A 12,118-nucleotide genomic window follows, 5' to 3' on the forward strand; every position below is an offset into this window, starting at 1 on the left:
CGCGCCGCCATAACTTGCGGGCTCATGAACATGGTGATGCCCCCCATGCCCATGCCCATGCCCATGCCCATGCCCATGCCCATGCCCATGCCCATGTGCTTCGTGATCGTCATGACCGTGTTCATGCCCATCTATGTCATGCCCGTGGGAATGATGATCATGGTGGTGGGCATGGTCGCAGGCGTGTTCGGCCATGAAATTGCCTTCGGTAAATATTGCCAGAGAGATTGTGCGGGACAGGGATCATATAGGGCATCGACACGACAGCCGCCAAGATGAACCGGCGTCACACATGCAGAATGACGGAGGGTGGTCGGGCTGAATGATTTTGGTCAAAAAGTTAACGTAATTATAAATTGGTTACTGAGAAACACTTAGTCAAACTGTAATGAATCAATCGCACGGCGATATATATCCAATTTATTTCTGATAAAGGAACAGAATGGGATGGGGTTGATTTCTGCCGTTATTCCCCCTGGAAAGGGTTTGTCATCAAATCATTCAATTTCGTTATTGAATTATCGGCCTCGGTGGAGTGGTATACGCAGCATGGAGTTGGGCTACTGCCCGTTAATGATTTTTTAACGTTATTGGGTATTCTGGTGAAGGTTCCTTGGCTTTTTCAAGCTTGCGCCTCAGGCTTTCATTTTGCCGCAAGGGGCGCCTGCACCCTACGTGATTCGAAAAGGTCGTTCGTCGTAAGGATGCGCGAACGCACTGTGATATCCGGATTTTCAGATTTGCCTCTGGTTGAACGTCTCTGCCCGCAAAGGTGCGATTTACCCAAGGCAGGAGGTGCGCAGCGCAGGCACGGCAGCGGACCAGAGGCTCGCTACGATGGCGTCGCCCTGTCGCGTTGGGCGCAATCAGGTGATCGAGACGTTGTCGCGTCCCGCAAAAGCAAGGAAAACATGATGCGATCGCTACGTCAGTCCGCTGCAGCTCTCGTTGCCGGAACCGTTCTGGCCGCAATGCCAGCTCTTGCGGCTGAACCGCTGGTCTATGCCCCGATGGAGCCGGGTCGTATGTCGGACGTGATCCGTACGCTGGCTTCCGATCCCTATGAAGGACGAGCGCCCGGCACGATGGGGGCGATACGGACGGTCAATTATATCGTCTCCCAGTTTCAGGCGATCGGTCTGGAACCTGCGGGTGATAATGGAAGCTGGACCCAGGAAGTTCCGATGATCCATACGCGGATCGCGCCCGATTCCGTGGTTCATTTTCAGACCGGTGGGGCGGGAGGGATCGATTTCCATCAATCGGAACAGATCTATCTCACTACAGGGACGCCCGCTTCACAGATACGCATTACGGAAGCGCCGCTCGTTTTTGTCGGCTATGGTGTTACGGCACCTGCCCGAGACTGGGACGATTTCAAGAATGTGGATCTCAAGGGCAAGATTGCGGTCATCCTGATCAATGATCCTGACTTCAAGGCTGCTGCCGATGAGCCCGTGAAGGGTCGCTTCGGTGGTCGGACCATGACCTATTATGGCCGCTGGACCTATAAATATGAAGAGGCGGCCCGCAGGGGCGCCGTTGGCGCGCTGATCGTTCATGATACAGAGGCAGCTTCCTATCCATGGAGCACGGTCATTGCGGCAGGAGGGGAGGCCTTTGATCTCGAACGCAAGGGCAAGCCAGAATCGCTTATCGTCAAAGGCTGGCTGGAGGGGCAGGCCGCCCATGACCTGTTTGCTCGTGCGGGTCTCGATCTGGACAAGCTGAGCGTGCAGGCACGTCGCGCCGATTTCACGCCTGTCACCCTGCCGGGTGTCACCATGACCACGACGCTGGATGTCACCACGTCGCATCTGCAAAGCCGGAATGTTCTGGCCAAGCTCCCGGGCAGCACTCATCCTGACGAGACGATTGTTTATGGGGCGCATTGGGATGCGTTCGGCAAAAGCCGCGGCCCCAATGGCGAGGCCTTGATACGGCGCGGTGCCATTGACGACGCTTCGGGCATTGCGGCGGTCATGGAAATTGCCCGTGCCTTCAAATCCGGCCCTCAGCCGGAGCGGACGATTCTCTTCAGCGCCTGGACGGCTGAGGAGCGTGGGCTTCTGGGGTCGACCTGGTATGTAGAGCATCCCCTGATCTCTCTGCCCAAGACGGTTGCGAATTTCACAATCGACGTGCTGCAGATGGGAGGTCTCTCGCGCAATGCCTTCCTCGTAGGGGCCGGGCAGGACAGTCTGCAGGATGACTTCGCGACGATCGCTTCCGCACAGGGGCGTGTGACCGTCAACGAAGCCCTGCCTGAACGCGGGGCCTTCTATCGCGCCGATCATCTGCCTTTTGCCCGTGCCGGTGTGCCAGTGCTGCCGATCATGGATCTGGCTGGATATCCGGATCTCGTAAACGGTGGTGTCCCAGCGGGCCGCAAATGGCTCGAGGGCTATATGGCCTGCTATCATCAGCCCTGCGATGCCTGGAGCGCCAGCTGGGATCTGCGCGGGGCGGCTGAGGACGCCGCGGCGCTTTACGAAGTGGGCAGAAGTCTGGCCTTTTCGCGCATGTGGCCAAGCTGGAAGCAGGGTTCGGAATTCAAGGCGATCCGTGAACACACGGAGTCGCAGCGCCCCGCACTCTGACGGGTATGGGGTGGAGGCCGGGAATGGCCTCAGCCCTGCCTGCCTCAGGGCTATCAGCAATGCAGTGGGCACGTATCCCGATGGCGACAACATAAGGCTGCATTGTGCAGAGGAGGCCTCGTCCTGCCGGTGTAACCTGTCAGATCGAGGCAGATCGCGCTATTCTTCTTGACAAGATACGCCCAGTTCGTGACTTGCAGCCCACATGATCCGGCTAACAGAACTCAGGCTCCCTCTCGACCATTCAGACGATGCCCTGCGCGAGGCCATTCTTCAGCGTCTCGGCGTGCCATCCGAGGCATTGACCGCGTTCACTATTGCGCGGCGTGGCTATGACGCCCGCAAGCGTGGGCGCATCATGCTGATCTACAGCGTCGATTGCGCGGTCAGGGATGAAGACGTCGTTCTTGCAGCCCATGAAGACACGGTCTCGGTCATGCCGACGCCAGAGATAAGCTACAAGGCGCTTTCGGCTGAACCAGGTCCTCTTCGTCCCGTGGTAATCGGCGCCGGGCCATGCGGTGTGATGGCAGCGCTGGTTCTGGCGCAGGCCGGTCTCAAGCCCATCGTTATCGAGCGCGGGAAGATCGTGCGTGAGCGCACGGTGGATACGTTTGCCCTTTGGCGTCGCTCTGAACTGACTCCTGAAAGCAATGTGCAGTTCGGCGAAGGTGGGGCAGGGACTTTCTCGGATGGCAAGCTGTACAGCGGCGTGAGTGATCCTCGCCATCTGGGCCGCAAGGTGATGGAAGAGTTCGTCAAGGCAGGCGCACCGGAGGAAATCCTTTACGTTTCCAAACCTCATATCGGAACATTCCGGCTGGTCTCGATGGTGGAGCATATCCGTGCCGAGATCGAGCGTCTGGGGGGCGAGTATCGTTTTGGTGTGCGTGTCGATGGTCTGCGTACCGAGGGCGAACCACGACGCCTGACGGGGCTCGTTCTTTCCGATGGCAGCACGCTCGATACCGACCGCGCCATTCTGGCGGTTGGTCACAGCGCGCGCGATACGTTCGAGATGCTGCGGGATGCGGGCGTGCCCATGGTGCCCAAGCCGTTCTCCATCGGGGTGCGTATCGAGCATCCGCAATCGCTGATCGATTGCGCACGCTTTGGCGATCAGGGTGGCCACCCGCTTTTGGGTGCGGCCGACTACAAGCTTGTGCATCATGCAAAAAACGGTCGGGCGGTTTATTCCTTCTGCATGTGCCCTGGTGGCACGGTTGTCGCCGCTACCTCCGAACCGGGACAGGTCGTGACAAATGGCATGAGCCAGTATTCGCGCGCCGAGCGCAACGCCAATGCCGGTATTGTGGTGGATGTCTCGCCCGAGCGTGACTATCCGGGGGATGTGCTGGGCGGCGTTGCGTTCCAGCGTCACTGGGAGCGGGCTGCCTTTGTCGCGGGTGGCGGGGATTATCGCGCACCCGCCCAGCGCGTTGAGGATTTTCTGGCCAATCGCCCCTCGACCCATCTGGGTGAGGTCGTGCCCTCCTACAAGCCGGGTGTAACACCAACGGATCTATCGCTTTGCCTGCCAGATTTCGCGGTCGAGGCCATTCGCGAGGCGCTGCCGGCTTTCGAGCGCAAGCTCAAGGGGTTCTCGATGGGCGATGCCGTGCTGACCGGGGTGGAAACACGTACCTCGTCGCCCATCCGGATGCCGCGTGACGAAACGGGGCAGAGCCTTGGGTTGGTCGGTCTTTTCCCGGCGGGTGAGGGCGCAGGCTATGCCGGGGGTATTCTTTCGGCGGGTATCGATGGCATACGCGCCGCCGAATGGGTGATCGGGGATCATTGGGGCGCTCAGGCCAGTGCCGAGGGCTGAGTCTCGGCGGCGGCATATTCGCTCATATGAAGGGGTAGCATCTGTTCTGCATGGGGCGGGGTAATTTCACTGTGCCCGCGGTCCGGCCCACGAGTTGCATGGCAGCGCGATAATAAATAGGCAGAACCGCGTCGTTTGGCCGCCGTTGCAGGCTCATCATCTTTCGAGAAGTTGAGCCATCATGACCCTTATCGATCCCCGCACGCGTTATCCCCGCCCTCCTTTCGAGGTGCAACCGCAGGAGTTTCCGGGTGTCTCCGCCCGAATGACGCCCGAGCCCGATTATGGTGATGAGAGCTATCAGGGCAGTAATCGCCTGAGCGGTCTTGTCGCCCTGATCACAGGGGGTGATTCCGGCATCGGGCGCGCTGTGGCTGTCGCCTACGCAAAAGAAGGGGCAGACATCGCCCTGTCTTATCTCGAGGCCGAACAGCAGGACGCTCAGGATATTGCGCGATCGGTGGAGAAGGCCGGTCGTCGTTGCCTCCTCCTGCCCGGCGATATCCGCGAGAAATCCCATTGCGAGCATCTGGTGAGCCAGACGGTCGAGGCCTTCGGTGGGCTCGATATTCTGGTCAATAACGCCGCTTTCCAGCATCCAAGAGAAAATTTTCTGGATATCGAGGATGAGGAATGGCGCCGCCATTTCGACACCAATATCCATGCGATGTTCTACATCACGAAGGCAGCCCTGCCGCATCTGAAGCCGGGGGCCTCGATCATCAATACCTCATCGGTGAACACACGCACGCCGATGCCCATTCTTATTCCCTATTCCATGACCAAGGCGGCGATTGCCAATTTCACCGTTGGGCTTGCCGGAAGCCTGGTCGAGAAGGGTATCCGCGTAAACGCAGTACTCCCCGGCCCGATCTGGACACCGTTCATGGCAACCGGGATGCCGCCCGAACAGCATAAGGATTTCGGCTCGCAGGCCCCCATGGGGCGTCCTGGCCAGCCAGCTGAACTGGCGGGAGCCTATGTCTATCTGGCAGACCCGAACAACAGCTACACGACAGGGGCCTTGCTGCCAGTGCATGGCGGCATGCCGCAACTCTGAAGCTTGCTGGTTTTTTTGGTTTCAAGCGATGCCCGAAACGAAACAGGATTCGTTTCGGGCATTTTCTTTCGAGTTCAGACGGATGCATAACCTAATACATGGACTCATATTTTCTGCATTTCGGAAATGAACGTTCTTGTTTTTCGTATATACCAATACTTTCATATACAACTATATTATTATCGTGATATTTTGTGTAATGTTATATTGATGATTTCCGGAAATGGAAATGAAATATCACATATCGAACACTATTAGAATTAGTAATATCGTTGATAGACGTGGATTTATGAGTTATTCCCAAATCCACATAATGGAACTTTAGTTAACTTCATCGTTACAACAGGAAAATGTGATCATCATTTCCTGTTTCTAATTAGCAAATCTATCAAAGTGTGAATAGAAAGACCCAGCTCTTGCCGCGGGAACTTGATCTTGTGATCGGGAACCCAGGCACAATGAGCGTTAATGCCTAGAGCGCTTGAAGGAGCTTCAGAATGGCCACGAACATCACAGGCACTTGGTCAGCAGTCCTTGATGCAAAAGGTCAGACTATCTTCCAGAGTGGTGCTACGACTTACAATGGCCCCGTCCAGCTTGTCGGTGGGGCAACCCTTTATGTGCTGAGTGGCGCGACGGCCTCGGGTGTCACCAATTCCGGAAACATACCCACGGTTATTGTGTCTTCTGGCGGCGTTCTTCTCAGCTCGACCATTACGAACGGCTACGTTTCGGCTCTGCAAGGCGCTACGACGAGCGCAAGCGTATTCAATTCCGATCCCGCTTATTATTTCAGCGGGGCCAAGTCGATTGACGATACATTCTATGCAGGACCCGGCTATGGAGCCGACACGGCTTTCTTCAGCGCAGGCTCTGTCGTGAGCAATGCCACGACGTCGGCTGGTGGCCCGATGGTTTTTTATTCAGGGGCGACCGTCAATGGCGTGATCGTTTCATCCGGGGGGACCGCTACCTTCAGTTCCGGGGCGGTTGTGACTGATCTTAATATTCAGCCAGGTGGCTCGGCTTTCATCAGTACGGTCGTTGGCAAGCCCGTCAATTCAGCACCCGTCATACCGACAAGCGGTGCGACTTTGGTCACGGGGGTATGGTCCGCAGTCTGGAATGGAACCAAAACGGTTTATACCAACGCGGCTGGTACAAGAACAGTTGATGGTCCCATCCGGATGAATGGGGGCACACTTTACGTTACGGCGAGCGCAACGGTCTCAGGCCTTCTGGCAGACAGCGGGCTGCCAACAGTTTCTGTGCTGAGCGGTGGTCTCCTGCTCAATTCCGAAATCAGGAATGGCTACGTTTATGTTAACGGGGGAGGTGTCACGAGTGGCAACCTGCTGAACTCGAACCCGGTTTACTTCAGTTCGGGTGCAAGTTCGGTCCGGGACACTTTTCTCAACAGTGGATACGGTGTCGACAGCGCTTATGCGCTGAGCGGGGCAACCATCATTAGTCCTCAGCTCTCTGACGGTGGACCTATGGTGATCAGTAGCGGCGCAACAGTCATCGATCCGGTCATCACATCTGGGGGCGGGCTGTCGATCTACGGCGGTTCAGCAACCACGTGCTTCCTTGCGGGCGCCTTGATTGAAACGCCCGAGGGGCGGCATGCAATCGAAACCCTCGCGGTCGGTCAGGAAATCACAGTGTATCGAGACAATGTGGCCTGCGCTGAGAGGATCTCCCGTCTCTTCAAGGCTCGAGCGGTGGTTCAGCCCCTGCGCGATGACGATCGGGCTGGTTATCCGGTCCGTGTCTGTGCCGGGAGCCTGGGTTTGCGTCTGCCTGATCAGGATCTTCTTGTAACGAGTGAGCATTGTTTTTATTTCGACGGGGGCTTCGTTCCTGTACGAATGCTCGTTAATGGAAAGTCAATCCATTATGAATACGAGATGGAGACTTATGAATATTACCATATTGAATTAGAGAATCATGGTATAATACGCGCGAACAATGTGCTTACCGAAAGCTTTCTTGACACGGTTACACCGCTGAACGAGGGAGCCGGCCATGGGCAGCCTCGCTATCGGAGCTGGGCGTCTCATGGTGCCGCCCCATTGCGGGTTGATCGCGATTTCGTCGAGCCGATCTTCAACGCCATTCTTGGGCGATGCCACGCAGAGCATAAAACGCCCGAAGAAATGGAGTTTGATCATGGTCTGTATCTGGTGACAGATAGCGGCTGGCGTATCGATCAAAGACGTCGCTCGGGTGACCGGGTCGTGTTTACACTCCCCCCTGGCGTTGAGCGCGTTCGCCTTGTTTCACACAGCGCAAGACCATTCGATACGCTGGGCCCCTTTGTCGATGATCGTCGCGAGCTCGGCGTACTGGTCGGTGACATCACGCTTTATCGCCCGGATGGCACGCATGCCATACGGACCCATCTGGAACGGGAAACTTTGCCGGGATGGGACGGGGAAAAAGGAGGAGATTGTCGCTGGACCCTGGGTCACGCCACCTTGCCACTCGACTTGCCCGCACAGGACGATCCTGCGCTGCTCAGCGTACGCATCGTCGCCGCCGGACCGTATTGCGAAAGGCATACCGTCCGTAACTCACGGGCTGCCTGACTGGACGCCCTAACCCATCATATGGCGCTGGTTGCCGAGCACCCATAGCGTTCCACCCACCATCAGGATGACGATCAGCAGCGAAAACAGGACCAGCTGCAGGTCGTCACGATGGGAGCGTGACAGGTCGATGTGCAGGAAGAACCGGAAATGCACCACGACCTGAGCAAGCCCCAGCAGGGCGATGATCCAGATCAGGCTCGGGCGCGGTAACAGCCCCAGCATGACACCTACAAAAGGTATGGCGGAGAGGAGTAGTGCAAGCACCAGGCCGATGATGTAGCCGTGCAGTTCCTGACGGCGCTCCTGCGCATGACGATCGCTCATGACAGGGCTCCCAGCAGATAGACGATCGAGAAAATCCCGATCCAGACAATATCGAGAAAATGCCAGAACAGGGCCAGGCGCATGAAGCGTGTCTGCACCAGCGGATCGAGGCCGAATTTCGCGACCTGCGCAAACATGATCAGCATCCAGATGCAGCCACTCGTGACATGCAGGCCATGCGTGCCGATCAGCGCCCAGCTTGCCGAGAGCCAGCCGGATCGCGACGGAACACCGCCTTTTTGCGCCATGCTCAGAAAGTCATGCAGCTCAAGCGACAGGAACACGATGCCCAGCGCCAGGGTGATTGCAAACCAGAATAGTGTCTTGCCCGTCGAGCGGTCATAACGCATGGCCAGCGTTGCAAGACCGCAAGTGAAGCTGCTCAGAAGGAGTGCCACGGTCTCCCACGCTGCGGAGGAGAGATCGAACAGCTCATGCGGGCCGGGCCCTCCGGCGAGAGAATGCCCCATCGTCGCATAGGTGGCGAAGAGCATCGAAAAGATGATGAGGTCGCTCATCAGAAAGACCCAGAACCCGAACAGAGCTTCCTCGGCCTGGGAGCGCACAGCTTCCTGGTGTGATTCCGGTGCTGAATGGCTCAGACGGATACCGATATGGCTCGGCCCTTTGCCGTGAACATCCGCCGCCATCAGACAGGCTCCCTGACCAGACCGCGATTGGCGGTCGTAAACATGGCATCATTGGAAATGGCCGGGCTTTCGCGCAGGGTCAGCAGCCAGCGTTCCTCGGTCGCCCGTATTTCCGCAGCCGGGATCACATAGGACGTATTGCGGTTGAAACTGCGTACGATAATCGCCCCGAAAAACACCGCTGCGCCTAGGAGGACCGCCCACCAGATGTGCCAGACAAGCGCAAAGCCGAACACGCCGCTGGCCACGCAGCAGACAAACCCGACCGGCGTGCTCGAAGGCAGTTCGATATCGTAATAATGCTCCGGTGCGCGCCACGCCGTATGCTGCTTCTTCGCCTGATGAAAGGCATCGACACTGTCGATCTGGGGAATAAGCGCAAAGTTGTATTCGGGTGGCGGTGCCGCCACCGACCATTCCAGGGTGCGACCATTCCATGGATCGCCGGCCGGCACGGCGAGGCGCTGGCGATCACGGATGCTGGTCCAGAGCTGAATGACCATGCTGGCCAGCGCACACAGGACAAGCAATGCGCCGCAAAGCGCGACCCAGAGATAAGGGCGGTAAACTGCCTCAAAAAACTCCTGGCTCCGTCGCGGCATGCCAAGCGCGCCTACAATATAGAGCGGCATGAAAGCCAGAATGAAGCCGCCAACCCAGCAACCAAAAATTACCCGGCCCCAACCTTCATGCAACCGGAACCCGAATGCCTTGGGGAACCAGTAGTGATAGGCGCTCAACATGCCAAAAAGCAGGCCGGGAATGAGCATGTTGTGAAAATGCGCTACGAGAAACAGGGTGTTGTGCACCTGATAATCGAAGCCCGGATTGGCAAGCATGACACCGGTTGCACCACCGACCACAAACAGTACCATGAAGGCGCAGGCATAGAGCATGGGGACGCTGGTCCTTATGCGCCCGCGCATCATGGTCAGCAGCCAGTCATACACCTTCACCCCGGTGGGGATGGCAATCAGCATGGTGGCAATGCCGAATACCGCATTGACGTTCCCATCCTGCCCCATGGTGAAGAAATGGTGCAGCCATACCGTGAAGGACAGAACGGCAATGGAGATCGTGGCCCAGACCAGCGAGGTGTAACCGTACAGGCGCTTGTTGGAGAACGTCGCGATGGTTTCGGAATAGACACCAAAGGCGGGCAGAATGAGGATATAGACCTCGGGGTGACCGAACAGCCAGAACATGTTGATGTAGTTCATCATGTTGCCGCCAAGCTCGTTCGTGAAAAAATGCATGCCCAGATAGCGATCCATCGCCAGCATGAGTGTCGCGACCGTAAGCGGCGGCATGGCAAAGATCATCAGGATCGAGATGCACAGCGCCGTCCAGGCAAAAAGCGGCATACGGAACAGGGTCATGCCCGGCGCACGCTTTTTGTAGATCGTGACGGCGAAATTGATGCCGGTCATCGTATTGCCAATGGAGCTGAGCGTGAGCGCCCATATCCAGTAATCAACCCCCACGCCGGGGCTGAATGACAGCTCCGTATAAGGGGGATAACCGGTCCAGCCTCCTGTCGAGAACTTGCCCACGCAGAGCGAAACCATCATCAGCACCGCACCTGCGCTGGTCAGGCCCAGACTGATGGAGTTCATGGCGGGGAAGGAGACATCCCGCGCGCCGATCTGGAGTGGCATGGCGAAGTTGTACACGCCAATCAGGAACGGCATGGCCATGAAGAAAATCATGATCGTGCCATGCGTGGTGAAAAGTTGGGCGAAATGTTCCGGCGGAATGAAGCCGGGGTTGTTGTAGGCTACGGCCTGCTGTGAACGCATGACAGCGGCCTCGACCACTGCGCGGGCCAGCATGACGAATGAGACCACCACATACATGATGCCGATGCGCTTGTGGTCCACGCTTGTCAGCCATTCGGTCCAGAGCGCCTTCCAGCCTTTCAGCCAGGTGACAAAGACCAGCACGGCCAAAGCCCCCAGCACCACCACCGACGCGGCAACCGTTGCGATTGCGCTATAAAACGGCAGGGCGTCATAGCCGAGCTCACCAAAAAGAAAATGGCGCAAAAGCGGGTCTCCGGTCATGGGGGCGTTGCACGGACAACGGCGGGATCACGGCAGTTCAGCCGTGATCATGGGGCATGGAGTCGTCGTAGCGGCTGACGATGTCATGAAAGAAGGTGTCGGGTACGGCCGAAAAGCTGGCCATGGTGGCATTGGAATCATGCAGCAGCGTCTGCGCTGTCTTGCGGCCGTTTTCCTGCTTGCGCACGGCGTCATAGGTCTGGGTATCGAGATGCAGGGTGCTCTGGCCGGCCTGCGTCAGAAACTGCTCGAACTGGTCGGGCGGCACCACATCGACGGCGAATTTCTGATCCTGAAAGCCCATGCCGTTGAACTGGGTGTTTTCCCCCAGATACCGGCCCTGTCGGTCGGCCAGCAGATGAAGCCGGGTGACCATGCCCGCCATGGCATAGATCTGGCTACCCAGAGACGGGATGAGGAACGACTGCATGGTGGCATCGGAGGTGAGGTGAAAGACGATTTCCCGCCCTTTGGGCAGCACCAGATGGTCAAGGCTCGCGACATGCGCATCGGGATAAATAAAGAGCCATTTCCAGTTCAGGGCCACCACATCCACGCTGAGCGGAGCACCGTCGGTGATTGGCTGCTCCGGGCTGTAACGACGCTCTGGCCCCCATACGAGCAGGGAGAAAGCAATCACAACAACAGCAGGAAAGCCCCAGACGAGAAATTCGAGGGGCAGGGCGAAATCCCAGTCCGGTCGGAAGGTCGCTCGTCTGTTCTCAGCCCGGTAGTGCCACAGGCAAAACGGCACGCCGATCAGCACGGGCAGAATGACCAGAATCAGGCCTGCAACCAGAAGCTCGAACCAGTGTCGCTGCAATGCTGCAATAGGGCCTGCGGGGGCGAGGAATGAGATATGGTCTGTCTGACATCCGCCGAGCAGGAGGAGCGGCAGTGCCATGGCTGTCAGGGCAAGGACACGTCGGCCAGGGCGCAGGGCCGACCTGTTCGGGGCGAGGCGTGGCACGTGGGGCGTGTTCCATGGCAAGGGTTCAG

Annotated in this window: 9 protein-coding genes; 5 read left to right on the forward strand and 4 right to left on the reverse strand. The window is 57.7% G+C overall.

Annotated features, from left to right (window positions below):
* The first annotated feature begins 30 nt into the window (after window positions 1-30).
* The 5 genes from F3J08_RS17550 (at window position 31) to F3J08_RS09555 (ending at window position 8,079) form a co-directional block, all read left to right on the forward strand.
* Window positions 31-279 carry a hypothetical protein gene (locus F3J08_RS17550; RefSeq protein ID WP_370458707.1) on the forward strand — a complete coding sequence of 83 codons (249 nt, stop codon included), beginning with the start codon at window positions 31-33 and terminating at the stop codon, window positions 277-279.
* A 632-nt stretch (window positions 280-911) separates the two neighbouring features.
* The gene (locus F3J08_RS09540; RefSeq protein ID WP_370458708.1) at window positions 912-2,600 is read left to right on the forward strand and encodes a M20/M25/M40 family metallo-hydrolase; all 1,689 of its coding nucleotides are present in this window, start codon (window positions 912-914) and stop codon (window positions 2,598-2,600) included.
* A 205-nt stretch (window positions 2,601-2,805) separates the two neighbouring features.
* Window positions 2,806-4,428, forward strand: a complete 1,623-nt coding sequence (locus F3J08_RS09545) for an NAD(P)/FAD-dependent oxidoreductase (RefSeq protein WP_166929583.1) — start codon at window positions 2,806-2,808, stop codon at window positions 4,426-4,428.
* Between the two features lie 181 nt (window positions 4,429-4,609).
* Entirely contained in the window at window positions 4,610-5,488 is an 879-nt protein-coding gene (locus tag F3J08_RS09550; RefSeq protein WP_166929585.1) for an SDR family oxidoreductase, read from the forward strand.
* Between the two features lie 497 nt (window positions 5,489-5,985).
* Window positions 5,986-8,079, forward strand: a complete 2,094-nt coding sequence (locus tag F3J08_RS09555; RefSeq protein ID WP_166929587.1) for a Hint domain-containing protein — start codon at window positions 5,986-5,988, stop codon at window positions 8,077-8,079.
* A 9-nt stretch (window positions 8,080-8,088) separates the two neighbouring features.
* Here F3J08_RS09555 and cyoD read toward each other — a convergent pair whose 3' ends face one another.
* Genes cyoD through F3J08_RS17395 form a run of 4 tightly spaced genes read right to left on the reverse strand, consistent with a single transcriptional unit; the run spans window position 8,089 to window position 12,089 of the window.
* Entirely contained in the window at window positions 8,089-8,406 is a 318-nt protein-coding gene (cyoD, locus tag F3J08_RS09560) for a cytochrome o ubiquinol oxidase subunit IV (RefSeq protein ID WP_166929589.1), read from the reverse strand.
* Window positions 8,403-9,056: a cytochrome (ubi)quinol oxidase subunit III gene (locus F3J08_RS09565; protein ID WP_122038951.1), complete on the reverse strand. Its 654-nt coding sequence runs from the start codon at window positions 9,054-9,056 to the stop codon at window positions 8,403-8,405. Before F3J08_RS09565 ends, cyoD begins: the two co-directional genes overlap by 4 nt.
* Entirely contained in the window at window positions 9,056-11,101 is a 2,046-nt protein-coding gene (locus F3J08_RS09570) for a cbb3-type cytochrome c oxidase subunit I (protein WP_370458709.1), read from the reverse strand. The genes F3J08_RS09565 and F3J08_RS09570 overlap by 1 nt, the downstream gene beginning before the upstream one ends.
* A 55-nt stretch (window positions 11,102-11,156) precedes the next feature.
* Complete coding sequence (locus F3J08_RS17395) at window positions 11,157-12,089, reverse strand: ubiquinol oxidase subunit II (RefSeq protein WP_166929592.1); 933 nt, start codon at window positions 12,087-12,089, stop codon at window positions 11,157-11,159.
* Between the last annotated feature and the right edge of the window lie 29 nt (window positions 12,090-12,118).

The sequence above is a fragment of the Asaia sp. As-1742 genome (genome assembly GCF_011753235.1).
GTDB lineage: Bacteria > Pseudomonadota > Alphaproteobacteria > Acetobacterales > Acetobacteraceae > Asaia > Asaia bogorensis_B.

What these genes read in the sequence shown, in the direction of transcription:
- F3J08_RS17550 (WP_370458707.1), top strand. Translation starts at nt 31, where the DNA reads ATGGTGATGCCCCCCATGCCCATGCCCATGCCCATGCCCATGCCCATG.
- F3J08_RS09540 (WP_370458708.1), top strand. Translation starts at nt 912, where the DNA reads ATGATGCGATCGCTACGTCAGTCCGCTGCAGCTCTCGTTGCCGGAACC.
- F3J08_RS09545 (WP_166929583.1), top strand. Translation starts at nt 2,806, where the DNA reads ATGATCCGGCTAACAGAACTCAGGCTCCCTCTCGACCATTCAGACGAT.
- F3J08_RS09550 (WP_166929585.1), top strand. Translation starts at nt 4,610, where the DNA reads ATGACCCTTATCGATCCCCGCACGCGTTATCCCCGCCCTCCTTTCGAG.
- F3J08_RS09555 (WP_166929587.1), top strand. Translation starts at nt 5,986, where the DNA reads ATGGCCACGAACATCACAGGCACTTGGTCAGCAGTCCTTGATGCAAAA.
- cyoD (WP_166929589.1), bottom strand. Translation starts at nt 8,406, where the DNA reads ATGAGCGATCGTCATGCGCAGGAGCGCCGTCAGGAACTGCACGGCTAC.
- F3J08_RS09565 (WP_122038951.1), bottom strand. Translation starts at nt 9,056, where the DNA reads ATGGCGGCGGATGTTCACGGCAAAGGGCCGAGCCATATCGGTATCCGT.